General features: G+C 72.0%; 20 protein-coding genes and 2 rRNA genes. 4 read left to right on the plus strand and 18 right to left on the minus strand.

Going from position 1 to position 24,707, the window contains the following annotated elements; genetic code table 11:
- Window positions 1-221: 221 nt before the first annotated feature.
- From ald to ACFZBT_RS32875, 4 genes are all read right to left on the minus strand, one after another.
- A complete protein-coding gene (ald, locus tag ACFZBT_RS32860) occupies window positions 222-1,346 on the minus strand; it encodes an alanine dehydrogenase (RefSeq protein ID WP_391111414.1) in 1,125 nt (374 codons plus the stop codon).
- A 136-nt stretch (window positions 1,347-1,482) separates the two neighbouring features.
- Window positions 1,483-3,522, minus strand: a complete 2,040-nt coding sequence (locus ACFZBT_RS32865) for a tetratricopeptide repeat protein (RefSeq protein WP_391111416.1) — start codon at window positions 3,520-3,522, stop codon at window positions 1,483-1,485.
- A 269-nt stretch (window positions 3,523-3,791) separates the two neighbouring features.
- Complete coding sequence (locus ACFZBT_RS32870) at window positions 3,792-4,418, minus strand: NUDIX domain-containing protein (protein ID WP_391111419.1); 627 nt, start codon at window positions 4,416-4,418, stop codon at window positions 3,792-3,794.
- 96 nt (window positions 4,419-4,514) lie between these two features.
- Window positions 4,515-6,161 (minus strand): CTP synthase, encoded by a 1,647-nt coding sequence (locus ACFZBT_RS32875; RefSeq protein ID WP_391111422.1) that lies wholly within the window; start codon window positions 6,159-6,161, stop codon window positions 4,515-4,517.
- Between the two features lie 473 nt (window positions 6,162-6,634).
- On the opposite strand from ACFZBT_RS32875, the gene ACFZBT_RS32880 reads away from it, so the two are divergent.
- Entirely contained in the window at window positions 6,635-8,437 is a 1,803-nt protein-coding gene (locus ACFZBT_RS32880; protein WP_391111425.1) for a glycoside hydrolase family 15 protein, read from the plus strand.
- Window positions 8,438-8,500: 63 nt separating this feature from the next.
- Here ACFZBT_RS32880 and ACFZBT_RS32885 read toward each other — a convergent pair whose 3' ends face one another.
- Window positions 8,501-9,457 (minus strand): LLM class F420-dependent oxidoreductase, encoded by a 957-nt coding sequence (locus tag ACFZBT_RS32885; RefSeq protein WP_391111428.1) that lies wholly within the window; start codon window positions 9,455-9,457, stop codon window positions 8,501-8,503.
- Between the two features lie 104 nt (window positions 9,458-9,561).
- On the opposite strand from ACFZBT_RS32885, the gene ACFZBT_RS32890 reads away from it, so the two are divergent.
- Entirely contained in the window at window positions 9,562-11,217 is a 1,656-nt protein-coding gene (locus ACFZBT_RS32890) for a PucR family transcriptional regulator ligand-binding domain-containing protein (protein ID WP_391111431.1), read from the plus strand.
- Between the two features lie 2 nt (window positions 11,218-11,219).
- Here ACFZBT_RS32890 and ACFZBT_RS32895 read toward each other — a convergent pair whose 3' ends face one another.
- The 5 genes from ACFZBT_RS32895 to ACFZBT_RS32915 form a co-directional block, all read right to left on the minus strand.
- Window positions 11,220-12,365, minus strand: a complete 1,146-nt coding sequence (locus ACFZBT_RS32895; RefSeq protein WP_391111434.1) for a glycosyltransferase — start codon at window positions 12,363-12,365, stop codon at window positions 11,220-11,222.
- Between the two features lie 260 nt (window positions 12,366-12,625).
- The gene (gene recN, locus ACFZBT_RS32900) at window positions 12,626-14,344 is read right to left on the minus strand and encodes a DNA repair protein RecN (RefSeq protein ID WP_391111464.1); all 1,719 of its coding nucleotides are present in this window, start codon (window positions 14,342-14,344) and stop codon (window positions 12,626-12,628) included.
- 173 nt (window positions 14,345-14,517) lie between these two features.
- Window positions 14,518-15,423: an NAD kinase gene (locus ACFZBT_RS32905; protein WP_391111437.1), complete on the minus strand. Its 906-nt coding sequence runs from the start codon at window positions 15,421-15,423 to the stop codon at window positions 14,518-14,520.
- Window positions 15,420-16,235: a TlyA family rRNA (cytidine-2'-O)-methyltransferase gene (locus ACFZBT_RS32910; RefSeq protein ID WP_391111439.1), complete on the minus strand. Its 816-nt coding sequence runs from the start codon at window positions 16,233-16,235 to the stop codon at window positions 15,420-15,422. Before ACFZBT_RS32910 ends, ACFZBT_RS32905 begins: the two co-directional genes overlap by 4 nt.
- A gap of 7 nt (window positions 16,236-16,242) precedes the next feature.
- Window positions 16,243-16,521 (minus strand): hypothetical protein, encoded by a 279-nt coding sequence (locus tag ACFZBT_RS32915; RefSeq protein WP_391111442.1) that lies wholly within the window; start codon window positions 16,519-16,521, stop codon window positions 16,243-16,245.
- 41 nt (window positions 16,522-16,562) lie between these two features.
- Between ACFZBT_RS32915 and ACFZBT_RS32920 the strand changes: the two genes are divergently transcribed.
- Window positions 16,563-16,910 carry a sterol-binding protein gene (locus tag ACFZBT_RS32920; RefSeq protein ID WP_328337666.1) on the plus strand — a complete coding sequence of 116 codons (348 nt, stop codon included), beginning with the start codon at window positions 16,563-16,565 and terminating at the stop codon, window positions 16,908-16,910.
- Here the strand turns inward: ACFZBT_RS32920 and ACFZBT_RS32925 are convergent.
- From ACFZBT_RS32925 to ACFZBT_RS32940, 4 genes are all read right to left on the minus strand, one after another.
- Window positions 16,894-17,754, minus strand: coding sequence for an ATP-binding cassette domain-containing protein (locus ACFZBT_RS32925; RefSeq protein WP_391111445.1), 861 nt, complete (start codon window positions 17,752-17,754; stop codon window positions 16,894-16,896). The two genes, ACFZBT_RS32920 and ACFZBT_RS32925, sit on opposite strands and share 17 nt — an antisense overlap.
- Entirely contained in the window at window positions 17,751-18,791 is a 1,041-nt protein-coding gene (locus ACFZBT_RS32930) for an iron chelate uptake ABC transporter family permease subunit (protein WP_391111448.1), read from the minus strand. Before ACFZBT_RS32930 ends, ACFZBT_RS32925 begins: the two co-directional genes overlap by 4 nt.
- The gene (locus ACFZBT_RS32935; protein WP_391111450.1) at window positions 18,788-19,831 is read right to left on the minus strand and encodes an iron chelate uptake ABC transporter family permease subunit; all 1,044 of its coding nucleotides are present in this window, start codon (window positions 19,829-19,831) and stop codon (window positions 18,788-18,790) included. Before ACFZBT_RS32935 ends, ACFZBT_RS32930 begins: the two co-directional genes overlap by 4 nt.
- A 111-nt stretch (window positions 19,832-19,942) precedes the next feature.
- Window positions 19,943-20,974: an HAD hydrolase-like protein gene (locus tag ACFZBT_RS32940; protein WP_391111452.1), complete on the minus strand. Its 1,032-nt coding sequence runs from the start codon at window positions 20,972-20,974 to the stop codon at window positions 19,943-19,945.
- Between the two features lie 73 nt (window positions 20,975-21,047).
- On the opposite strand from ACFZBT_RS32940, the gene ACFZBT_RS32945 reads away from it, so the two are divergent.
- Window positions 21,048-22,340 (plus strand): DUF1015 family protein, encoded by a 1,293-nt coding sequence (locus ACFZBT_RS32945; protein ID WP_391111455.1) that lies wholly within the window; start codon window positions 21,048-21,050, stop codon window positions 22,338-22,340.
- A 73-nt stretch (window positions 22,341-22,413) separates the two neighbouring features.
- Here ACFZBT_RS32945 and ACFZBT_RS32950 read toward each other — a convergent pair whose 3' ends face one another.
- From ACFZBT_RS32950 to ACFZBT_RS32965, 4 genes are all read right to left on the minus strand, one after another.
- On the minus strand, window positions 22,414-23,148 hold the full coding sequence (locus tag ACFZBT_RS32950) for a hypothetical protein (RefSeq protein WP_391111467.1): 735 nt from the start codon (window positions 23,146-23,148) through the stop codon (window positions 22,414-22,416).
- On the minus strand, window positions 23,040-24,197 hold the full coding sequence (locus ACFZBT_RS32955) for a hypothetical protein (protein WP_391111470.1): 1,158 nt from the start codon (window positions 24,195-24,197) through the stop codon (window positions 23,040-23,042). Before ACFZBT_RS32955 ends, ACFZBT_RS32950 begins: the two co-directional genes overlap by 109 nt.
- Window positions 24,198-24,411: 214 nt before the next feature.
- Window positions 24,412-24,528 (minus strand): 5S ribosomal RNA (gene rrf, locus ACFZBT_RS32960).
- Window positions 24,529-24,633: 105 nt separating this feature from the next.
- Window positions 24,634-24,707 (minus strand): 23S ribosomal RNA (locus ACFZBT_RS32965); the annotation flags it as partial.

Consider the following 24,707-nt stretch of genomic DNA (forward strand, 5'->3'; position numbering starts at 1 on the left):
GCGTACGGCCGTCGCACGGCAGGTTTCACCGGTGTGCGAATCGGTTGAAGGGTTACGTTCGAGGCGAGTTGCTCGAGAAGCGCGAAGTGACCATACACACATCCGGCCGGACCTTGTCGGGCAAGGTCCGGCCGGGTGCGCGGCGTTGACGGCCTGTGTTGACGTATCGCCTTTACGGGTTGATGACTTAGCCGACTTACCGGCCGCCGGGGCCGTCGGGCTCAGACGAGCAGCGAGGCCAGCTCCACGTGCTCCACGCCGTGGGCCTCGGCGACCTCGCGGTAAACGACCTTGCCGTCATGCGTGTTGAGACCCCGGGCCAGCGCCGGGTCGCGGCGCAGCGCCTGCGCCCAGCCGTGGTTGGCGAGCTCCACGATGTACGGCAGCGTGGCGTTGGTCAGCGCGTAGGTGGAGGTGTTGGGCACCGCGCCGGGCATGTTGGCGACGCAGTAGAAGACCGAGTTGTGGACCGGGAAGGTCGGCTCGGCGTGGGTGGTCGGGCGGGAGTCCTCGAAGCAGCCGCCCTGGTCGATCGCGATGTCGACAAGGACACTTCCGGGCTTCATCCGCGAGACGAGCTCGTTGGTGACCAGCTTCGGGGCCTTGGCGCCGGGGATCAGCACCGCGCCGATGACGAGGTCGGCCTCCAGGCAGGCCTTCTCCAGCTCGAAGGTGTTGGAGACGACGGTCTGGATCTTCGTGCCGAAGATCTTGTCCGCCTCGCGGAGCTTGTTGACGTCCTTGTCGAGCAGGGTCACGTGGAAGCCCATGCCGATGGCGATCTGGGCGGCCTGCCAGCCCGAGACACCGCCGCCGATGACGACGGCCCGGCCGGCCAGGACGCCGGGGACACCGCCGGGCAGCACACCCCGGCCGCCGTTGGCGCGCATCAGGTGGTAAGCGCCGACCTGCGGGGCCAGCCGGCCCGCGACCTCGGACATCGGGGCGAGCAGCGGGAGCGCGCGGCTGGGCAGTTCGACCGTCTCGTACGCGATCGCCGTGGTGCCGGACTGCAGGAGGGCGTCCGTGCACTCCTTGGAGGCGGCGAGGTGCAGGTAGGTGAAGAGCGTCTGGTCCTTGCGGAGGCGGTGGTACTCCTCGGCGATGGGCTCCTTGACCTTCAGCAGCAGGTCGGCGGCGGCCCACACCTCGTCGGCGGTGTCCAGGATCCGGGCGCCGGCGGTGACGTACTCGGCGTCCAGGATCGAGGAGCCGGCGCCGGCGCCGCGCTCGATGACGACCTGGTGGCCATGACGCACCAGCTCGTGCACGCCGGCCGGGGTGATGGCCACCCGGAACTCGTTGTTCTTGACCTCGCGGGGGATGCCGACCTTCACGTCGATCACGGTCCTTGGCTCAGAGGGTATGGGGGCATTACTAGGCATACCCGGCCGCGCTCGGGCACACCGGGAGAGACCGCAGGAGAACGTGCGGCAGAGCCAGTCTAATGAAGGTGTTCCCGCTGTCTAGCCTTTCATTACATCAATCTTCAGCTGATGCGGTACGGATTTCGCAGGCGCCAGGGTCGTCTTCCTGGTTTATGTCTCCGAGGAGCCGCTCGGCGGCGCCCCGGTGCAGCCCGGCCGAAGCGGGGTCGCCGAGGTGTTCGAGCGTGTCGGCGACCCGCAGGTGCAGCGCGGCCTGCAGCCGCGTGTCCTCGGCCCGCCGCGCCCATTCCACGGCCTCCCGGCAGGTGCGCAGCGACTCGTCGGGGCGGCCGGCGTACTCCTGGACCCGCGCCAGCTCGCTCAGGGCCCGTGCCTGGGCGGCCACGTCGCCGAGCTTGCGGTGCCCGGAGATCGCCGCGCGCCAGTTCCGCAGGGCCTCGCCGTAGCGTCCCGCGAAGGTGTGGGCGGCTGCGATCCGCCCGTACAGCCGGGCGGCGTCGGCGCGCTCGCCCCGGGCCAGCCGCTCGGCCAGGGCCCGGCCGAACCAGTCGGCGGCCCGGTCGTAGTCGCCGAGCTCCAGGTGCGCGCCGCCTACGGATTCCATCGCGCGCCCGGCCGCGTACGGGTCGTCGACCTCGCGTCCGGCGTCCAGCGCGGCCCGGTAGCGCACCAGCGCGTCGGCCGTGCGACCGGACCTGGCGTCGAGATCGCCGAGGTTGAGCAGGGCGGCGGCCCGCTCGCGGGGCAGCTCGCGGCGCTCGGCCACAGCGAGAACCAGGTTGTGGATCTCATAGAGGTCGGGCGCGGCCGCCTGCGTACCGACGTGCGCCACCATCGCCCGCACCAGCTGGGACATCAGCCGCCGGGCCAGGGTGTCCAGCTCCCCGTCGCCGACCGCCAGCCGGGCCGAGGCCAGCAGGGCGGGCCGGGTCAGGCGCAGCCAGTCGGCGGCCGCCCTGGGGGTGGGAAAGCGCAGGGCGCGCGGCAGGTCGAGGAGTTTCTGGCGTGCCTGGGGACTGTCGGTCTCGGTGATGGCGCGGCAGACCTGGAGCAGCCGTACCGTCCGCTCCAGCATCCGGGCACGGGCCACCTGGAGGTCGGCCGGCCGCTCGTGGTGCCCGGCGAGGACGCGGAGCATCGGGTGCAGACAGCCGGGGACCTCGTACTGGCGCAGCGGCGAGTCCACCGCGTGCAGGAAGCCGAGGGAGACGAGGTCGTCCAGGGTGGTGCGGGCGCTGTCGACCGAGCAGCCGACGAGCGCGGAGGCGGTCTGCGGGTCGACCAGTCCGGCCGGGGCGAGGGCGAGCAGGCGCAGCATCCGCGCGGCGGTGGCGGGCAGGGCGTCGTGGGCGAGGCGGAAGACCCGGCTCAGGGCGGTTCCCTCGGCGGGTTCGGTGCGCAGTTGCTTGGCGAGGTCCAGGACGGCCGCCTTGGGGCGGGCCGCGAGCCAGCCGCCCGCCAGCATCAGCGCGGCGGGCTGCCCCTGGCACTCCTCGGCCAGGCCCTCGGCGGCCCGGGGGTCGACGGTGATGCGGACCGAGCCGGTGTGCCGGGACAGCAGCTCCACCCCGGACTTGGCGTCCAGGCCGCCCAGCGTGCAGGGGCGGACGTCCGGGATGCCGGTCAGCGGGCCTTCGGAGACGGCGACGACCAGGCAGTCCGGGCTGTCGGGCAGCAGGGCGTCGACCTGCTCGGCGTCGGCCGCGTCGTCCAGCAGGAGCAGGGCGCGGCGGTCGGCCAGGGCGCCGCGCAGGGAGTCGGTGAGGTCGTCGCCGCAGGCCCCGGCCGGGGCCTGTCGATCCAGGGCGGCGAGCAGATCGCGGGCCGCGCGTTCGACGGGTACGGGGGTGCCGTCCGGGTCGGTCAGGCGGGCACGCAATACCCCGTCCGGGTAACGGTCCGCGACCTGGTGCGCGAGTTCCTCGGCGAGTGCGGTGCGTCCGGAGCCGGGCCGGCCGGCGATGAGCAGCACACGCGCGCGTGGGGGTTTGCGGCCGGCGAGGGTGTCCAGGCCCGCGCGCTCGATGTCGGCGCGCAGCTCCTTCAACTCCCGCGTGCGGCCCAGGAACTGACTCTCGCCGGCAGCGTGTCCGGTCAGCCGCACGTCGCCTGTCTCCACGACCTGATCCGTCACGGGCCACACTCCCGTCCCACGCACGCAAGCCCGCCGGGAATCCGGTTCGGGCGTGCCTCAGAGCCTAGTTCACGCTCTGCAACGTCCCGGGTGGAGCACGGCGAGCGGGACGACCACTTCCCCCGATCGGATCAGCAGATCTTAGGACCGACAGCAGGACGTCGCGCCCGACAGGGGCGCGGGGAACTGCGCGACCAGCCACAACGGCGCCGCACCCGACAGACGACCGCCGCGGCACCCACCTGCCGACACCACCCCCAGCGGAGCGACTACGCCTCGAACGGCCGCGCCGGCCACGGCGCCTGAGCCGGGCGCAGCGCGTCCAGGCCGTCCCCCGAACGCGCGGCGACCAGGGACAGCACGCCCACCACGAGGCAGTTGTTGTGAAGTTCGCCGTTCAGCACGCCCCGCACGAGGTCCTCGACCGGGACCCGGTCCAGTTCCATGTCGGCCTCTTCCTCCTCGACCGCGAAACGCTCGCCCTCGGCCTCGGACAGATCGCGGGCGAGGAAGATCCGTACGGCCTCGTCGCAGCCGCCGGGGGTGGTGTAGACGTCGGTCAGCACCCGCCAGTCCTCGGCCTTGACGTGCGCCTCCTCGTACAGCTCGCGCTGCGCCGCGTGCAGCGGGTTCTCGCCGGGGACGTCGAGCAGACCGGCCGGGATCTCCCACAGCTTGTGGCGCACGGGGTGACGGTACTGGCGCAGGACCAGGACGCGGTCGGCCTCGTCGAGGGCGAGGACGGCCACGGAGCCGGGGTGCACCTGGTAGTCACGGCCGACCACGGTGCCGTCGGGCATGACCACGTCGTCGGTGCGGACGGAGGTCTTGTTGCCGACGAAGGGGGTGTCCGTCGCCCGGACCTCCCACTCCTCCGGGGTGTCCTTGATCGTCATGCCTGTCCTTCCACGTACCCGTCCCGACCTGCTGAAAAGAAACCGGGGTGCACACCCTTTGAAGGGATGCACCCCGGCCACCGTACAACTGGTGTGTTACTTCGAAGTCTTCCGCTCGACCGAGGCCTTGACGAGCCCGGCGAACAGCGGGTGCGGGCGCGTCGGGCGCGAGCGCAGCTCCGGGTGCGCCTGGGTGGCGACCAGGTACGGGTGGACGTCGCGCGGGTACTCGACGTACTCGACGAGCTTGCCGTCCGGGGAGGTGCCGGAGAACTGGATACCCGCCTTCTTCTCCAGCTCGGCCCGGTAGGAGTTGTTCACCTCGTACCGGTGACGGTGCCGCTCCTCGACGTACTCCTTGCCGTCGTACACCTCGCGCACGATGGAGCCCTCGGCCAGCTTCGCCGGGTACATGCCCAGCCGCATCGTGCCGCCCATGTCGCCCTCACCGGCGACGATGTCGAGCTGCTCGGCCATGGTGGAGATGACGGGGTGGCCGGTGGCCGGGTCGAACTCGGTGGAGTTGGCGTCCTGGATGTCGACCAGGTTGCGCGCGGCCTCGATCACGATGCACTGCAGACCGAGGCAGAGGCCGAGCAGCGGGATCTTGTTCTCGCGGGCGTACTTGATCGCTCCGACCTTGCCGAGCACGCCGCGATCGCCGAAGCCCCCGGGGATGCAGACGCCGTCGACGTCGCCGAGCTGCTGGGCCGCGCCCGCCGGGGTCTTGCAGTCGTCGGAGGTGACCCACTTGATCTTCACGCGGGCCCGGTTGGCGAAGCCGCCGGCCCGCAGCGCCTCGGTGACCGAAAGATAGGCGTCGGGCAGGTCGATGTACTTGCCGACCAGGGCGAGGGTGATCTCGTGGTCGGGGTTGTGGACGCGGTCGAGCAGGTCGTCCCAGGTGGTCCAGTCGACGTCGCGGAACGGCAGGTCCAGCTTGCGGACGACATAGGCGTCCAGGCCCTCGCCGTGCACGGTCTTCGGGATGTCGTAGATCGAGCGGGCGTCGGGGCAGGCGACGACGGCGGCCTCGTCGACGTCGCACATCAGCGAGATCTTCCGCTTGATCGCGGTGGGCACCTCGCGGTCGCAGCGCAGCACGATCGCGTCCGGCTGGATACCGATGTTGCGCAGAGCCGCAACCGAGTGCTGGGTGGGCTTCGTCTTCAACTCACCCGAGGGGCCGATGTAGGGCAGGAGCGAGATATGGACGACGAAGACGTTGTCACGGCCGACCTCGTGACGGACCTGGCGGACGGTCTCCAGGAACGGCAGCGACTCGATGTCGCCGACCGTGCCGCCGACCTCGGTGATCACGACGTCGACCTCGTCCGTCGCCATGCGGCGGATGCGGTGCTTGATCTCGTTGGTGATGTGCGGGATGACCTGCACGGTGTCACCCAGGTACTCGCCGCGCCGCTCCTTGGCGATCACGGTGTTGTACACCTGACCGGTGGTGACGTTGGCGGAGCCGTCCAGGTCACGGTCGAGGAAGCGCTCGTAGTGGCCGATGTCCAGGTCGGTCTCGGCGCCGTCGTTCGTGACGAACACCTCACCGTGCTGGAAGGGGTTCATCGTCCCCGGGTCCACGTTCAGGTAAGGGTCGAGCTTCTGCATCACGACGCGCAGACCGCGGGCCTTGAGCAGCATGCCGAGGCTGGAGGCCGTCAGGCCCTTGCCGAGCGAGGAGGCGACACCCCCGGTGACGAAGATGTGCTTGGTCGTCGTGGAATTGGGCATGGCCAAGAGGGGGCTCCCGTGGTCGCGATCTGGAGGTGCGGTTCGGGGGTCAGACGCCCACCGGTCCACGGGCTACCAGCGTATCAGCGCCGCGAGGCGATGGCTTCCGGCCACGCTCCGCACACGCGCCGACACGGAGGCGATCATCGTTACCGGTCTCTCACCCGCTGCTCACTCGTTCGGCGTACCTGCCTTGCCCGGAGCGGCACACAGATCATCTGCGTGCGTCGTATCCTGCTCGGACACTCGCTGCCGAGCCCGCCGGCCCAACGGCACCACCCCCCGCCCGTAAGCACCGGAACAACGTGAGCTCGTCAGTTCGTTGAGCAACAATTGGCGCTTTGCGTCGCAGCTGAGTGAACTGTTTTGCTTCAGGACTCAACGACGCATTGCAGGACTGCTGAAAACCCCCCTTGACCGCACTAGCGACAGCCCCCTCGTGGGGTGACGTGGCCGTTCGACTGGAGTTGCACGTGGCCGGGCGCATCGAAGATTACGCACTCATCGGAGACATGCAGACCGCTGCCCTGGTCTGCCGGGACGGGACGGTCGACTGGCTGTGCCTGCCCCGCTTCGACTCGCACGCCATCTTCGCCGGCCTGCTGGGCACCGAGGAGCACGGCTTCTGGCGGCTCGGCCCCGCGTACGCCTCCGACCAGCAGCCGCCCACCGCCGCCCGGCGCAGCTACCGCGGTGACTCGCTGGTCCTGGAATCCGAGTGGGACACCCAGCGGGGCACGGTCCGGGTGACCGATTTCATGCCGCCGCGTGACGGCGCCCCGCAGCTGATCCGGATCGTCGAGGGCGTCTCGGGCCGTGTGCCGATGCGCTCGGCGCTGAGGATGCGGTTCTCCTACGGCCGGGTGGTGCCGTGGGTGCACAAGCACGACGGGCGCACGGTGGCCGTGGCGGGCCCCGACTCCGTGTGGTTCGACACATCCGCCGAGACCTACGGCAAGTCTCTGACGACGTACTCGGACTTCACGGTCGCCCCGGGGGACCGGATCGCGTTCACGATCTCCTGGCAGCCCTCGCACAAGGAGCCGCCGCCGCTGCCCGAGCCGGAGCAGTCGCTGGAGGCGACGGAGGACTTCTGGCGCGAGTGGGTCGACCACTGCACCTACCACGGCCCCTACCGCGAGGCCGTGATCCGCTCGCTGATCACGCTGAAGGCCCTGACGTACGCCCCGACCGGCGGCATCGTCGCCGCGCCCACCACCTCCCTGCCGGAGGACATCGGCGGCGTCCGCAACTGGGACTACCGCTACACCTGGCTGCGCGACGCGGCGATCACGCTGTCCTCGCTGCTGCGCACCGGCTACCGCGAGGAGGCCCGCGCCTGGCGCGAGTGGCTGCTCAGGGCGGTCGCGGGCGACCCGGAGAACCTGCAGATCATGTACGGCATCGCCGGCGAGCGCGAGCTGGGCGAGGCGGAGCTGGACTGGCTGCCGGGCTACGAGAACTCCGCCCCGGTCCGCGTCGGCAACGGCGCGGCCCACCAGCTCCAGCTGGACGTGTACGGCGAGGTCACCGAGGCGCTGCACCTGGCCCATATGACGGGTCTCGCGCGCAACGACTACGCCTCGCTGCTCCAGCTGAAGCTGATCCGCTACCTGGAGGACCACTGGCAGGAGCCGGACGAGGGCATCTGGGAGGTGCGCGGCCCGCGCCGCCACTTCGTGCACTCCAAGGTGATGGCCTGGGTCGCCGTCGACCGCACGATCAAGCTGATCGAGTCCGGCGACGCCGACGGCCCGCTGGAGCGGTGGAAGGAACTGCGCGACGACATCCACCGGGACGTGTGCGAGAAGGGGTACGACAAGGAACGCAACACCTTCACGCAGTCGTACGGCTCGAAGGAGCTGGACGCCTCGCTGCTGCTGATCCCGCAGATGGGCTTCCTGCCGCCGGACGACAAGCGGGTCATCGGCACGATCGAGGCGATCCAGCGTGAGCTGTCCACGTCGGACGGTTTCATCCTGCGCTACCCGACCACCAGCGGCGACGAGAACGTCGACGGTCTGCCCGGCGACGAGGGCGCGTTCCTGGCCTGCTCGTTCTGGATGGCCGACGACCTGGCGATGATCGGCCGCGTGGACGAGGCCCGCAAGCTGTTCGAGAAGCTGCTGTCCCTGCGCAACGATCTCGGTCTGCTGGCCGAGGAGTGGGACCCGCGCCTGCAGCGCCAGGTGGGCAACTTTCCGCAGGCCTTCAGCCACGTGCCGCTGATCGACACGGCGCTGCGTCTGACGGCCTCGGGCGCGTACGGCGGCTGACCGGGCCGGGACGCGGACAGCGGATGGGCGCGCCGCCTCGTGTGCCGAGGGTGGCGCGCCGCGTCATGCCGGCCTGAGGGCCGTGAGGGTGCGCTCCCCAGCCGGGTCGCCCGCCGTGGCCGGGACCAGGGCTATCTCGTCCAGGCCTGCCTCGGCGTAGGCGTCGATACGAGCGCGGACGGTGCCGGGGTCGCCGACGAGGGCGACCGTGTCCGCGGCCTCGGGCGGCAGGGCCCGCAGCAGGGTCTCCCGGTCGGCGCCCTTGGCGGCCAGTTCGACGACCTCGGCAAGTCCCGCCTCGACGAACATGTCGCTGTAGCCCGGCACGGCGAGATAGCCGACGACGCTGCGCAGGACCTGCGTGAGCGACTCCGGCTCCGGGTCCACGGCGGCGGGCAGCCAGGCGGCCAGCCGGGGCGGCGTACGGCCCGCCCGCTCGGCGGCCGCGAGCATGCGCGCCCGCAGGACGCGGACCTGTTCCGGCGAGACGATGTCGAGCAGCATCCGGTCGGCGTGCGCGACGGCGGTGCCGATCGCGCGCTCGCCGAACGCGGCGACGGTGACCTCGCCCCCGGACGGCGGCAGCCGGCGCGGGAAGCCGCTGCCGGGCACGATCGGCTCGCCCGGCACGCTGTCCCACAGCCCGCGCACGGCCGCCGCCGACTCCTCCAGGGCGGCGGCGGGCCGGGTCCGCGGCCGGCCGTGCACGCCCTCGACGACCCGCTTGCTGGACGTGCCGAGGGCCACACCGACGGGCCGGCCGGTGACGGCCGCGGCGGACGCGGCGCCCCGGACGATGGTGAGCGGGTCGCGCACCGACACCGGCACGGGACCGGCCGTCAGCACGGCCTGCTCGGTGGCGGCGCCGATCGCCGTCGCCAGGACGAACGAGTCCCACGTGGGACCCTCGCCCGCCCACACCTCCCGGTACCCGAGCCGGTCGGCGAGCATCGCGACCCGCAACGGCTCCTCGACCGGACTGTCGTCCTCCCGCCCCACTGCCACCACGCTGATGTCCATGACAGCGCCCGTACCCGGGCGATCACGCCGTAATCCGGGGCGTGATCGACTCCGTGCCCCGCCGGAGATGTCCGTCAGGCATCCACGCGGGTAGCGTCCGGCACATGGACAGCGGGACGGACAGCGGTCACGACACGCAGGGCGCCGGGATCACCGTGCAGCGGGCGCTGGAGCTGCCGGGGCTGCGCAGCGGGCTGCCCGAGGTGCTGGCGGGCGCCGACCGGCTCGGGCGGTCGGTGCGCTGGGTGCACGCCGGTGAGGTGCCGCACATCGCCTCGCTGCTCAAGGGCGGCGAACTGCTGCTGACCACGGGCTACGGCCTCGGCACCCGCCCGGCCGAACAGCGGGCGTTCGTACGCACACTGGCCGAGCGCGGTATCGCGGCCCTGGTGGTGGAGCTCGGCCCGCGCTTCGCACGACTGCCCGCCGCCCTCGTCGACACGGCCCGGTCGGCCGGGCTGCCGCTGGTCCAGCTGCATCGCGAGGTGCCGTTCGTCACGGTCACGGAGGAGGTCCACACCGAGATCGTCAACGGTCACTACGCCCTGCTCCAGCGCGCCGAGGAGGTGCACCGGCGGTGTACCGAGGCCCTCCTGGGCGGCGGGGGTGTGCCCCAAGTGCTGGGCATTCTGGCGGACTTCGGCGGCAATCCCGTGTTCCTGGAGACGGCGGACGGACAGTTGCTGTACGCCGCCGGGGCCGGCCCCGAGGGCGCGGACCCGCTTCAGGTGTGGGAGGGGCTGCGCGGCCAGCACAAGGACGAGCCACCGCTCGCGGGCTCGGTGCTGGTGGACGTACCGGGCGGCGGGCCCGGCAGCGGTGGCGTCCGCGCGCGTCTCGTCCTGCTACCGGTGCGGACTTCCCTCGCGCCCGTGCACCGGATGGCGGCCGAGCGGGCCGCGGGCATCCTGGCCGTGGTGCTGATGCAGGCACGGCAGGAGGAGGAGCTGGCGGCACGCGGGCGCGGCGACTTCCTCACCGACCTCGCCGAGGGCCGGGTCACACCGGAAGATGCCCCGGCGCAGGCACGTGTACTGGGTTTCCGGCCGGGCGAGGGCCCGCTGCTGCCGATGGTCATGCGGCTCGGCGACGCCTTGTCCCCGGGGGGCGGCTGGGCCGTGCTGGCCCGGGCGGTCGCCGAGGAGCTGGCGTCGGTGGGCGTTCCGGTACTGCTCGGCGTGCGGCCGGTGGAGGGCCGGGTGCCGGTGCTGCTCGGGCTGCGTGCGGAGTCGGAGCGGCCGGCGGTCGCGGACCGGGTCGCGGCGGCGCTGCGGGCCGGGGTGGAGCGGGCCGGGATGCTGCGGCCGGGCGGGCAGCCGCCGGTGGTGGTCGTGGGGGTGGCCGGCGGTTGGACGGCGGCGGCGTCGGGTCTGCGCCACGCGGCGGAGACGGCGACCGCGGCCCAGGGCCTGCCGGACCGGCCCTGGTACGACGCACGCCGGCTGGACATCGACCTGCTGCTGTGGCGGCTGCGCGACCATCCCGACCTGGCCGCGTTCGTCGACCGGGCGCTCGGCCCGCTGCTGGAGCACGACCGCCGCTCCCGGCCGCCGCTGCTGCCCACCCTGGCGACGTACCTCGCCCACGCGGGACGCAAGGCGGAGACCGCCCGGGAGCTCCATCTGAACCGGCAGACGCTGTACAACCGTCTGGCACGCATCGGGGAGTTGCTGGGCACCGACCTCGACGACCCGCAGACGGTACTGGCACTGAGCCTGGCGCTGCGGGCCCGCAGGCACGTCTCCCAGAACCTCAGGTGACCTCATGTGAGGGGGCGAGGCTGGGTCAACTCGTCGTAGACGCTGAGCACTTGGGCGACTGTCTCGTCCTCGCTCGGCCAGGTGGCCGCCTGCCGGGCGCCCTTCTCCCGCAGTGACTCCCGGCGCTCCGGGTCGCCGAGCAGGCGTACGACGGAGCCGGCGAGCGCCTCGGCGTTCCCGTGCGGGACGATTTCGGCCGCGTCGCCGACGAGTTCGGGAATGCCGCCGACGTCGGTCGCGACGAGCGGCACACGCGCGTGGAGGGCCTCCTGGGCGAGGACGGAGCGTGACTCCTGCCAACGGCTCGGGAGCAGGGCGAGGTCGGCGGCGGCGAGCAGGTCGGTGATGTCGTCGCGTCGTCCGATGAGCCGGACGGGCAGGCCCTCGCCCTCGATCCGCTCCTGGAGTTCGCCGCGCAGCGGCCCTTCCCCGGCGATCACGACCAGCGGGACGGGGTCGAGCCGGCGCCAGGCGCGCGCGGCGTCCAGCAGCACGTCGTACCCGCGATGCCGCTCCAGGGAGCCGACGGCCATCAGCAACGGCCGCCCGATGGCGCCGAGTTCGGCCCTCACCTTGGGGCGCAGACCGTCGGGGTCGTCGGGCTCCACGGGCCTGCGGGGGCCGGGCAGCGCGACGGCCGCGAGCCGGGCGTCCCGGGCGCCCGTCCGCCTCGCCCGGTCGACGAGCGCCGAGGTCGTCCCCAGCACGACGCTGGCCGCCTTCACGACCCGCCGCTCCAGCACCCGCAGCAGATGGGCACGCGCACCGTCGGCGTGCGCCCGGTCGTGCCACGTCACGACCAGCGGAGTACCCACGCGCCGCCCACTGAGGGCGAGCACGGTACGGAACGAGGCGTGCAGCCCGTGCGCGTGCACCAGATCGGCGTTGGCGCAGGCCGCCCGCAGTGCCGCCACCGACACCGGGTCGCTGCTGCGCGGAACGTGCACGTGATCAGCCCCGACGCCGCTGAAGTCATAGGCGCGATCCGCCTCATAGGGGGCGCACACCGTGACTTTCACGCCCCTCGCGACGAGCCCCGCGGCCAGCGATCTCACATGCGCGCTGCTGGCGGCATTGCCTCCGCCCAGCACCTGCACGGTGCGCAGCGGCGACTGGCCAGGCGGTGAGTGGCTGCTCACGGGGGTCACGTGGGGCCGGGCTCCTGGTTCGGGTCGGGCGGTCACGACGAACGTACAGAACGAACGAGCGCGGGGAACGCACCGCGCGGATCCTGCGCGTACTCCGCCAAGGATGCCAGGACACACGGGGGTTCCGGGAACGCCGGAACCCCATGGGCGCGACAGTGGGGCTCGGCACCGGGAGGAATGCGCCGGGCCGGGTCACCCACACGAGTGAAGATGGGGCACGCGCGCCCGACCATGCGACCGAACGCCAGTGCGCCCTCCCGCTACATGTCCGCCCGAGCCGTCGCCAGCAACTCCTCCGCATGCGCCCGGGCCGTCTCGGAGTCCTCCTGGCCGGCGAGCATGCGGGACAGTTCCCGGACCCGGTCCTCCCCCTCCAGCACCTTCACACCGGAACGGGTGACCGAGCCGTCGTTGGTCTTCTCCACCAGCAACTGCCGGTCGGCGAAGGCCGCCACCTGCGGAAGGTGGGTCACGACCACGACCTGCGCGGTCTTCGCCAGACGCGCCAGCCGCCGGCCGATCTCGACCGCCGCCTTGCCGCCGACACCGGCGTCGACCTCGTCGAAGAGATACGTCGGCACGGGATCCGTTCCCGCGAACACGACCTCCACGGCCAGCATCACGCGCGACAGCTCACCACCGGACGCCCCCTTGGCGATCGGCCGCGGCGGCGCGCCCGGGTGCGGGGCCAGCAGCAGCTCGACCTCGTCGGCCCCCGCGGGCCCGTAGGCGACCGCGCGTCCGCCGACCTCGACGCCCTCCGGGTCCTCGGTCTGCCGGATGTCGAAGGACACGCGCGCGTGCGGCATGGCGAGCGAGGCCAGCTCGGCGGTCACGGCGGCGGCGAACCGCTCGGCGGCCTCCGTCCGCGCGTCCGTCAGCGCCTGTGCGAGCCCGCCCAGTTCGGACCGCAGCGCGTCCCGCTCGGCAGTCAGCTCCCCGATCCGCTCGTCGTCGCCGTCGAGTTCGGTCAGCCGGGCGGCACTCTTCTCGGCCCAGGCCAGCACGGTGGCGATGTCCTCGCCGTATTTCCGGGTCAGCCCGGTGAGCGCGGCCCGCCGCTCCTCGACGGCCGACAGCCGCAGCGGATCGGCCTCCAGATCGTCGGCGTACCCGGCGAGGTCCCCCGCCGCGTCGCGCAGCAGGATCCCGATCTCCCCGATGCGGTCGGCGAGCGCCGCCAGCGCGGGGTCGTACGACCGTACGGCGTCAAGGGCCCGCTGGCCGCCCGCGACGAGCGTCCCGGCGTCGACGCCCTCGGGGTCCTCCGGATTGCCCGCCAGCGCCGCGTGGGCGGCCGCCGCGGCGGCGGCCAGCGCCTCGGCGTGCCCCAGCCGCTCGGCCTCCTCGGCCAGTTCCACGTCCTCACCGGCCCGGGGCTCGACGGCGGCGACCTCGTCGAGCCCGTAGCGCAGCATGTCGGCCTCCTGGGCCCGCTCACGCGCGCGCGTGGTGATCTCGTCCAGCTCGACGGAGGCGGCCCGCAGCCGCTTGTACGCCTCGCCGTACTTGGCCAGCGGCACGGCGACGGCGTCGCCCGCGTACCGGTCGAGCGCCTGCCGCTGCCGGGACTGCTTGAGCAGCCCCTGCTGGTCGGTCTGCCCGTGCACGGCCACCAGCTCGTCGGCGAGCTCGGCGAGCACCCCCACGGGCACGCTGCGCCCGCCGAGGTGCGCCCGCGAGCGCCCCTCGGCGGAAACGGTACGGCTGATCAGCAGGGCACCGTCGTCGAGCTCGGCCCCGGCCTCCTCGGCGCGTACGGCGGCCGTGGCGTCGTCGGGGACGGTGATCCGCCCCTCCACGACCGCCTTCCCGGCCCCGATCCGCACGAGCGCCGGGTCGGCGCGCCCGCCCAGCAGCAACCCCAGGCTGGTGACCACCATGGTCTTGCCCGCACCCGTCTCACCGGTGACAGCAGTGAACCCGGGCGACAGCTCGACCACGGCGTCGTCGATCACGCCGAGCGACCGTATCCGCATCTCCTCCAACACGGACACGACCTTACGAGGTCCGAGCCAGGGATTGCGACTGGCCCGCCCCTGTCACCCACGAGAGTGGCAACGCCCGGTTTTTTGGGGGCGCGGGGAACTGCGCTACCAGCCACAACGAACCCGCACCCGCCGACGAAGCCGGTGCCACCCCCCACAAACCGCTAGTGAGGAGCCCCCCGCCACCCGGAAACAGGCAGCGCGAACTTGGCCACCAACCGGTCGGTAAAGGACGCATGGTGCAGCCGGGCCAGCCGAACCGGCACAGCCCCCCGCCGAACCTCCACCCTGGCCCCCGCGGGCAACTCGACGGTCCGCCGCCCGTCACACCACAGCACCCCCGGCGGAATGTGTGGCAGAACCTCCACAGCCAACACAGAATCCGGCGATGTCACCAGCGGCTTCGCGAACAGCGCGTGCGCGCTGATCGGCACCATCAGCAACGCCTCGACCTCAGGCCACACCACCGGCCCGCCGGCCGAGAAGGCGTAGGCGGTCGACCCCGTGGGCGTCGCGCACACGATCCCGTCACAGCCGAACCCCGTGACGGGCCGCCCGTCGATCTCGAGGACGATCTCCAGCATCCGCTCGGCGGACACCTTCTGCACCGCCGCCTCGTTCAGCGCCCAGTCCGTGTGCACGATGTCGCCGTTGCGGTGCACCACGACGTCGACGGTCATCCGCTCCTCGACCTCGTACGCCTTGGTCACCACCCGGTCGACGACCTTGTCCAGGTCGTCGCGCTCGGCCTCCGCGAGGAACCCGACGCGTCCGAGGTTGACGCCGAGCATCGGCACGCCCGAGGCCCGCGCGAACTCGGCGCCGCGCAGCAGCGTGCCGTCGCCGCCCAGCACTATGAGCAGCTCGCACCCGTCGAGGCACTGCGGGGTGGCTTCCTTGACCAGCTCCACCTCGTCCGGCAGCGGCAGGTCACGCGCCTCGGCGGCCAGGACGCGCACGCCGAGGCCGGAGCGCAGCAGCCCCCTCACCACGAGTTCGGCGCTGCGCACGGCGGCGGGGCGCCCCGTGTGGGCGAGCAGGAAAACAGTACGAGCTCGGTTCTCGGTCAACGCGGCCCCTCCGCCACTGCACGGTCGACATCGGCCGGGTCCAGTTCCGGTGCCCCGGCCCGCAGCCACAGAAAGTATTCGACATTCCCCGACGGCCCGGGCAGCGGACTGGCCGTCACGCCCTTCACCCCGAGCCCCAGTCCCCAGGCCTTCTCGGCCACCCCCCGCACCGCTTCGGCCCGCAGCTGGACGCTGCGTACGACTCCCCCGCTGCCGAGGCGTTCCTTGCCCACCTCGAACTGCGGCTTGACCATCATCACCAGATCGGCGTCCGGTTTCACGCACCGCACCAGGGCGGGCAGGACCAGCCCGAGCGGGATGAAGGACAGATCCCCCACGACAAGATCCACAGGCTCCCCATCGATCACTTCAAGCGTCAACTCGCGTACGTTCGTACGGTCCTTGACGGTGACGCGTTCATCGTTCTGGAGGGCCCATGCGAGTTGTCCGTATCCGACGTCCACGGCGACGACGTGGGAGGCGCCCGACCTCAGCAGAACGTCGGTGAAACCGCCGGTGGACGCGCCCGCGTCGAGCGCCCTGCGCCCCACGACGGCCAGGCCCTGCGGCACGAACGCCGCCAGCGCGCCGGCGAGCTTGTGGCCGCCCCGGGACACGTAGTCGGGGTCGCCGTCGTCCTGGGCCACCACGATCGCGGCCGCCGTCTCCACCTGTGTGGCGGACTTGGTCGCGACGGTCTTGCCGACGGAGACGCGCCCTGCGGCGATCAGCTGGCCGGCATGCTCACGCGAGCGCGCGAGCTTCCGGCGGACCAGCTCCGCGTCGAGACGGCGGCGTGCGACTCCTGCCACGTTCGGTTCAGCTCCTAGGTCCGTGCTGCGGCGGGGGCGCCGGAGGTCCCGGGCGGGCGTCGAGCGCGGTGAGCGCGTCACGCAGCCCCCGGTGTACATCCTCGTACACCTCGATGTGCCCGTCCGTGGCGAGGTGGTCCGCGTCACCGAGCCGGTCCAGGCAGGCGTCCACGCCGGCGACGCCCGTGGGGGTGCGGGGCACGTTCAGGGGCGCGGGGGCGGCTGGGTCGTACTCGGGCTCGGTGTCTTCCCGCACCGCCGCCGCTTCGGGCACTGCGTCGTCCATGCCCCGACGCTACCGCGAACCGCTGCGGTACCGTCGTCGCGATGGCCACGATCGAGGAGTGCCGCAGCGCACTCGACAAGCTCTCGGACAACATGCAGCGCGCCGAAGGGGACGTCCGCGACGCCGCGGCCCTGGACCGTTCGGTGAGCTGCCACATCACGGACCTCGACGTCACCTTCGTCGGCCGGATGCGCGGCGGGCGGATCGAGGTGCACGACACCGTGCAGGGGCCGCCGCCCGCCAAGGCCGAGATCAGACTCGTCATGGCCGGCGACGACCTGGTGGCGCTGGTCGACGGCGAGCTGAGCTTCGCCAAGGCCTGGGGTTCGGGCCGGGTGAAGCTGCACGCGGGCGTGCGGGACCTGCTCCAGCTCAGGAAGCTTCTTTAGCGGCCACCTTCTCGGCCCCGGCCGCCGCCCCGGCGCGTGCCCGCCGCGCCGCCGGCACCACCAGCGGCGTGCCCGTCTCCGGGTCGTCGACGACCTGGCAGCGCAGCCCGAAGACCTCCTCGACCAGCTCGGCCGTGACGATGTCCTTCGGCGCGCCCTCGGCGATGACGCTCCCCTCGCGCAGGGCGATGAGGTGCGTGGCGTAGCGGGCGGCGTGGTTCAGGTCGTGCAGTACGGCGACGAGCGTGCGCCCCTGCTCCTCGTGCAGCTCCGCGCACAGGTCCAGTACGTCGATCTGGTGCTGGATGTCCAGGTACGTGGTCGGCTCGTCGAGCAGCATCAGTGGGGTCTGCTGGGCGAGCGCCATGGCGATCCACACCCGCTGGCGCTGACCGCCCGAGAGTTCGTCGACGTAGCGCTCGGCGAGTTCGGCGACGCCCGTCTGCCGCATGGACTCCTGGACGACGCGCTCGTCGTCGGCCGACCACTGGCGCAGGATGCCCTGGTGCGGGTAGCGGCCCCGGCCCACCAGGTCGCCGACGGTGATGCCGTCGGGCGCGATGGACGACTGGGGCAGCAGACCGAGGGTCCGGGCGACCTTCTTCGCGGGCATCGACTGGATGACCTGACCGTCGAGCAGCACCCGGCCCTCACTGGGCTTGAGCATCCGCGACAGTGCCCGCAGGAGCGTCGACTTGCCGCACGCGTTGGGGCCGACGATCACGGTGAAGGAGTTGTCGGGTATCTCCACCGACAGCTGCTCGGCGATCACCCGCTGGTCGTAGGCGAGAGTGACGTTCTCGGCGGACAGACGATTCACAGTGCTCCTTCGGTTCTTGCTCATATACGGCCCGCCCTGCGCTCGGTGACCAGCAGCCACAGCAGGTAGACACCGCCGAGCACGCCGGTGACCACGCCCACGGGCAGCTGTTCGGCTCCGAACGCCCGCTGCGAGAGCCAGTCGGCGGTGACCAGCAGGGCCGCGCCCATGCACAGGGAGGGCAGCAGGTTCGGGCCGGGCGAACGGGTCAGGCGCCGGGCCAGCTGCGGCGCGGTGAGCGCGACGAAGCTGACGGGACCGGCGGCGGCGGTCGCGGACGCGGTCAGCAGCACGGCCGCCAGCATGAGCAGCAGACGCACCCGCTCCACCCGGACCCCGAGGGCGTACGACACGTCGTCGCCCATCTCCATCATCCGTAGCGCACGCGCGTTGCAGAGGGCGAGCGGCACGAGCACGGCGCACAGCCCGAGCAGCGGCCACACCTGGTCCCAGTCACGGCCGTCGAGCGATCCGGTCATCCATACGACCGCGCGGGCCGCGTCCACGATGTCGGACTTGGTGAGCAGATAGCCGTTGACCGCGGTGACGATCGCGGAGACACCGATGCCGACCAGCACCAGCCGGTAGCCGTGCACGCCCCGTTTCCAGGCGAGCACATAGATCGCGAGCCCGGTCACCAGGCCGCCCACGAGCGCGCCCAGGGCGACCTGGTTCGCGTCCCCGGAGAACAGCACGATCATCGTGAGCGCGCCGGCCGTCGCCCCCTGCCCGAGGCCGAGTACGTCCGGACTGCCCAGCGGATTGCGGGAGATGGACTGGAACAGCGCGCCACCGAGTCCGAGCGAGGCCCCGACCAGCAGTCCGACCAGGACCCGCGGCAGCCGCAGCTCGTTGACGATGAACTCCTGGCCCTCGTTGCCCTGCCCGAACAGCGTCCGCAGCACATCGGCGGCCGGGATCGGGAAGTCGCCGGTGCCGATGAGCACGACACTCGCCGTGAGCGCCGTTGCCAGCAGCAGGAGCACGACGACGAAGGCCCGCACGTCCAGGCGTATCGAGAGTCCGCCGGGGGACCTCACGGCACGGTTGGTGGTCTTCACAGCTGCGCCGTCCTCCGCCGTCGTACGAGATAGATGAACACCGGTCCGCCGAGGATGGCGGTCACGATGCCCACCTGGAGTTCCGCCGGCCGGGCCACGATCCGGCCGATGACATCGGCACCGAGCAGCAGCACGGGCGACAGGATCGCCGCGTACGGCAGGATCCAGCGCAGGTCGGGCCCGGTGAAGGAGCGCACGACGTGCGGCACCATCAGCCCGACGAACACGATCGGCCCGCAGGCGGCGGTCGCGGCCCCGCACAGCACGGTCGCGGCCAGCATGGACAGCGCCCGGGTCCGGTTCAGGTTGGCGCCGAGCGCCTTGGCGGTGTCGTCGCCCATGGCCATGGCGTTGAGCGGCCGGGCCAGGGCCAGCGCCAGGACCGTCCCGGCCAGCAGGAACGGCAGGACCTGGCTGATGGTCGAGTCGGTCGCCGAGGACAGGGAACCGACCGTCCAGAAGCGCATCTTGCCGAGCGCCGCGTCGTCCATGATCATCACGGCTTGGAGGTAGCCGTAGAGCGCGGCGCTGATCGCCGTACCGGCGAGCGCGAGCCGTACCGGCGTCGCGCCCCGGCTGCCGCCGAGGAACCAGACCAGCGCCCCGACCGCGGCCGCGCCGAAGAACGCGAACCAGACGTAGCCGCTGAGCGAGGTGATCCCGAGAAACGTGATCGCCGTGACGACCGCTGCGGACGCACCGGCGTTGATGCCGAGCAGCCCCGGATCGGCTAGCGGGTTGCGGGTGAGCGCCTGCAGGACCGCGCCGGCCAGACCGAGGGCGGCACCGGCGAGCAGCCCCAGCACGGTCCGTGACATCCGCTCGGCGACGACGACATCGCCGTACGTCCCCGAGTCCTCGAACAGACCGTGCCAGACCTGTCCGAGGGACAGCTCTTTCGCTCCGATCGCGATACTCGCCAGCGCGACGAGCACCAGGATCGCGACGGCCAGGACCAGCCCAAAGGCTCGTACCACCCGTCGAGTCGGGGGCGCGGGGGCGGTCTCCGCGCGCTGTTCGGGGGGACTCTCGACCAACACGCAGGTTAGGTTAGCCTACCCTGCCATTCGATCACGATTTCGGATCTTGGCCGCGGTCCTCGGGCACGCACAGCCGGAGCGTGCCCACAGACCATGGGTCCCAACCGGTGCTCAGAGGCCCAGCTTTGCCAGCGCCTTCCCCCCGTCCAGCTCACACACACCCGCACCGGCGGCCGTCCACGCCGCCGCACACAGCGCGCGCAGCCCGTCCAGCGCCTCGCCGTCCCCGTCGAGCTCCAGCACCTCCGCGCCGGCCGTCGCCGTCCAGCCTCCGCACCGGAAGCCGCCGTCCTCCAGCGCCTCGATGTCCGGCTGGCCGCTGAGCATCCCCCGCAGATCGGCGTCCACATACGTCGGCCGGTGCTGCGGCGGCGCGGCCAGCAGCTGCGCGCCGTCGGTGACGCCGGTCAGGACGAGCAGCGAGTCGACGTCCCCGTTGAACGCGCCCTTGATGTCCGTGTCCAGCCGGTCCCCCACCACGAGCGGCCGCCGCGCCCCGGTCCGCAGGATGGTCTCCCGGTGCATCGGCGGCAGCGGCTTGCCCGCGACCTGCGGCTCGGCGCCGGTCGCGATCCGGACGACCTCCACCGCGGCCCCGTTGCCCGGCGCGATCCCACGCCCGCTCGGAATGGTCAGGTCGGTGTTGGAGGCGAACCACGGCACGCCGCGCGCGACCGCGTAACTGGCCTCCGCGAACCGCCCCCAGGGCAGCTCGGGCCCGCCGAACCCCTGCACCACCGCCGCCGGATCGTCGTCCGCCGACTCCACGGGCACGAGCCCGCGCTCGCGCAGCGCCACCCGCAGTCCCTCCCCGCCGATCACCAGCACCCGGGCGCCCTGCGGCACCTGCTCACTGATCAGCCGCGCGACCGCCTGCGCCGAGGTGATGACGTCGTCCGCGCCCGTGGGTATCCCCAACTCGGTCAGATGCGCGGCCACGGTGTCCGGAGTGCGCAACGCGTTGTTCGTGACGTACGCGAGCCGCATCCCCCCTGCCCGCGCCTCGGCCAGCGACTCGACGGCGTACGCGATCGCGCTCCCACCCGCGTACACGACCCCGTCCAGATCGAGCAGCGCCGTGTCGTACGCCTCGCTCAGGGCCTGCCCACTGCCCTCGGGCCTCGTCCTGACGCTCCGGCTCATCCCGCATCGCTCCTCGTTCGACGGCGTTTCCCCCGATCATCCCCCATGCCACTGACACCCGTACGATGCCGGGATGAACACAGCAGGTCACTCGGAGGCAACGGAGCACCGAGGCCTGGAACTCACCCCGTTCCGAGGCCTTCGTTACGACCCGGACCGGGTCGGCAGCCTTGCCGCCGTCACATCTCCGCCGTACGACGTCGTGGTACGCCCCGACGGCCTGCACCACCTCGAGTCCTCCGACCCGCACAACATCGTCCGTCTGATCCTGCCCCAGGCCGACACGCCCGGTGCCCGCAACGAACAGGCCGCCGAGACCCTGCACCGCTGGCTCTCCGAGGGCGTCCTGGCCACCGATCCGGAACCCGGCCTGTACGTCTACGAGCAGCGGGACGGCGACGGCATGCTGCAACGCGGCATCATCGGCGCCCTGCGCGTGTCGGACCCCGGCGAGCAGGTGGTGCTGCCCCACGAGGACGTCATGCCGCACATCGTCGCCGACCGCGCGGCCCTGATGCGGGCCACCTCGGCGAACCTCGAGCCCCTCCTGCTGACCTACCGCGGCGACGGCCCGACGACGACCACGGCGGACCTGATCGAGCGCACCGCCGGTCTGCCTCCCCTCCTCGCCACCACCACGGAGGACGGTTTCAGCCACCGCCTGTGGTCCGTGACCGACCCCGCCGACCTGGCCGCGATCCAGACCGACCTGGCCCGTCACCAGGCCCTCATCGCCGACGGCCACCACCGCTGGGCGACCTACCGCCGGCTCCGCGCGGAGCACCCCTCCCCAGGCCCGTGGGACCACGGCCTGGTCCTCCTCGTCGACACGGCCCGCTACCCCCTCCGGGTCCGCGCCATCCACCGTCTCCTCCACGAACTGCCGGTCGACCGGGCCGTGGCGGCCCTGCACGGTCTGTTCCGGGTACGCCGCCTGACGGCCCCCCTGCCCGAGGCCCTCGAGGTCCTGGCGGACGCTGCCCGCGAGGGCAACGCCTTCCTGCTGGCCGGCGACGGTTCCTTCCATCTCGTCGACCGCCCCGACCCGGATCTCCTGGCCCGTACGATCCCTACCGACCGTCCCGCGGCCTGGCGCACCCTCGACGCGACGGTCCTGCACGCCACGCTCCTCGACCACGTCTGGCACATCCCCGAGGACTCCCCCGCGCACATCGCCTACATCCACGACACGGCCGCCACGGTCGCCAAGGCAGAGCGCGACGGCGGTACGGCCGTCCTGATGCACCCGGTCCGCGAGGAGGTCGTCCGCGACCTGGCCCGCCAGGGCGTGACGATGCCGCGCAAGTCGACGTCGTTCGGCCCGAAGCCGGCCTCGGGCCTGGTGCTGCGCACGCTGGACCTCTGAGAACCTCTGAACACAAGTCTGAACACGAGAAGGGGGCGGATCCCCAACGGGATCCGCCCCCTTCCACCGGACGTCAGTCCTTGTCCTCCTCGGCGGAGTCTCCGGCGTCGCTCTCGGCATCCTCGTCATCGTTCATGACGTCGACGAACTCCACACCGTCCAGCTCGGCGAGCCGGTCCGACGCGTCCGTGCTGCCGTCGCGATCGGCCTCCACGGCCTTCGCGAACCACTCCCGCGCCTCGCTCTCCCGCCCGGCGGCGAGCAGCGCGTCGGCGTACGCGTATCGGAGCCGCGCGGTCCACGGCTGCACGGAGCTGGCGGCCAGCTCGGGACTCTGCAGCGTCACGATGGCCGCGTCCAACTGCTCCATGTCACGCCGCGCACCAGCGGCGACGAGCCGCATCTCGACCTGTCCGGCCTTGTCGAGCTTGTGCACCTCGGGAGCCCCGGCCATGTCCAGCGCCTTCTCCGGCCGCCCGAGCCCGCGCTCGCAGTCGGCCATGACGGGCCACAGGTCGATGTTCCCGGTCATCCGCTTGGCGGCCCGGAACTCGGCCAGCGCCTCGCCGTACTTCTGGTTGGCGTACGCGGCGAACCCGGCGGCCTCCCGCACGGCGGCGACACGCGAGGCCAGCCGCAGCGCGACCCTCGAGTAGCCGTACGCGCCCTCAGGGTCCTCGTCGAGGAGCCGCGCGACCATCACCAGGTTCCTGGCGACATCGTCCGCGAGCGTCTTCGGCAGGCTCTGCAGCTCCTGCCGTACGTCCTTGTCGATCTCGTCGCCCGTGACGTCCTCGGGGATCGGCAGCCGCTTGATCGGCTCCCTGTCCCGCTCCCGATCCTCGCGGAAGCGGCCGGCACCGCGGCGGTCGTCGCCACGGCGGTCGTCGCGGCCACGGAAGCCACCACGGTCACCACCCTCGCGCCGGAAGCCCCGATCGCGATCGTCCCGCCGCGGCCCACGCCCGCCACGGTCGTCACGCCCACGGAAGCCGCCCCGGTCGCTGCGATCACCACGGTCACCCCGGTCGTCACGCCGGAACTCGCCACGCTCGCCGCGAGGAGCGCCGTCGCGGCCACGGCTGTCGTCCCGACGGAAGCCACCACGTCCGCCACGACCGGCGTCGTCCCGCCGGAAACCGCCCCGCTCCCCACGGTCGTCCCCACGGCGCTCATCACGCCGGTCATCACGACGGTCATCGCGCCTGTCGTCCCGACGGAATCCACCGCGGTCGTCACGCCGGAAACCACGGTCGCGATCGTCACCACGGAAACCGCGGTCCCGGTCGTCACGACGGAAGTCACGGTCCCGGTTGTCGCGACGCTCGCCACGGTCGTCACGCCGCGGGAACCCGCCGCGCTCGCCATCGCGGCGGTCGTCACGCCGATCGTCACGCCGGTCATCACGCCTGTCGTCCCGACGGAAGCCACCGCGCGGCCCGCGGTCGTCTCCGCGACGGACATCATCACGGCGGTCGTCGCGCCGACCATAGCCGCCACCACGGTTGTCGTCACGGCCGCGGCTGTCGTCACGCCGGTCGTCGCGCCGGAAGCCACCGTGGTCCCGGTCGCCGCGGCGCTCTCCGCGGTCGTCGCGCCGGAAGGAGGGGCGGTCACCGCGGTCGTCACGCCGGAACCCGCCTCGGTCACGGTCGTCCCTGCGCGGTCCCCGGTCACGGTCGTCGCGTCGGCCGAAGCCGCCACCACGGCTGTCGTCACGGCCGCGGCTGTCGTCACGCCGGTCATCACGCCGGAAGCCACCGCGATCGCCACGGTCCGTACGATCGCCTCGGCCGCCGTCACGACGCCCGTAGCCACCACGGTCGTTGTCGCGGCGGAAGCCCCCACGGTCTCCACGGTCCCCGCGCTGACCACCGCGGTCGCTCCGGTCCCCCTCCCGTCGCTGCTGGTCGCGCTCCGGTCGGTCGTCGGGAGAGTTGGTGGACATGGTGACTCCTGTCTTCGGTACCGCAAGTCATTCTCGCGCAGCCGGCTACCCGGTGCGCACCGCAAAATAAAAAGGACCCCTGGTCCCAGCTGAACGCTGGGACCAGGGGTCCTTCCAAAGATTGTTCGGCGGCGTCCTACTCTCCCACAGGGTCCCCCCTGCAGTACCATCGGCGCTGTAAGGCTTAGCTTCCGGGTTCGAAATGTGACCGGGCGTTTCCCCTACGCTATTACCACCGAAACCCTAATGGTTTCGAGCGAACAAGCACACTCTTTAATTGTTCGTTCTGCTCAAAGCCGACAACTGTTCGTTGTCTCAGAACTTACACAGTGGACGCGAGCAACTGAGGACAAGCCCTCGGCCTATTAGTACCGGTCAACTCCACACGTTACCGTGCTTCCATATCCGGCCTATCAACC

It is taken from the genome of Streptomyces sp. NPDC008137 (assembly GCF_042957035.1).
GTDB lineage: Bacteria > Actinomycetota > Actinomycetes > Streptomycetales > Streptomycetaceae > Streptomyces.

What these genes read in the sequence shown, in the direction of transcription:
- ACFZBT_RS32940 (WP_391111452.1), bottom strand. Translation starts at nt 20,974, where the DNA reads ATGAGCCGGAGCGTCAGGACGAGGCCCGAGGGCAGTGGGCAGGCCCTG.
- ACFZBT_RS32885 (WP_391111428.1), bottom strand. Translation starts at nt 9,457, where the DNA reads ATGGACATCAGCGTGGTGGCAGTGGGGCGGGAGGACGACAGTCCGGTC.
- ACFZBT_RS32925 (WP_391111445.1), bottom strand. Translation starts at nt 17,754, where the DNA reads ATGAGCAAGAACCGAAGGAGCACTGTGAATCGTCTGTCCGCCGAGAAC.
- ACFZBT_RS32920 (WP_328337666.1), top strand. Translation starts at nt 16,563, where the DNA reads ATGGCCACGATCGAGGAGTGCCGCAGCGCACTCGACAAGCTCTCGGAC.
- ACFZBT_RS32890 (WP_391111431.1), top strand. Translation starts at nt 9,562, where the DNA reads ATGGACAGCGGGACGGACAGCGGTCACGACACGCAGGGCGCCGGGATC.
- ACFZBT_RS32945 (WP_391111455.1), top strand. Translation starts at nt 21,048, where the DNA reads ATGAACACAGCAGGTCACTCGGAGGCAACGGAGCACCGAGGCCTGGAA.
- ACFZBT_RS32875 (WP_391111422.1), bottom strand. Translation starts at nt 6,161, where the DNA reads ATGCCCAATTCCACGACGACCAAGCACATCTTCGTCACCGGGGGTGTC.
- ACFZBT_RS32915 (WP_391111442.1), bottom strand. Translation starts at nt 16,521, where the DNA reads ATGGACGACGCAGTGCCCGAAGCGGCGGCGGTGCGGGAAGACACCGAG.
- ACFZBT_RS32870 (WP_391111419.1), bottom strand. Translation starts at nt 4,418, where the DNA reads ATGACGATCAAGGACACCCCGGAGGAGTGGGAGGTCCGGGCGACGGAC.
- recN (WP_391111464.1), bottom strand. Translation starts at nt 14,344, where the DNA reads ATGCGGATACGGTCGCTCGGCGTGATCGACGACGCCGTGGTCGAGCTG.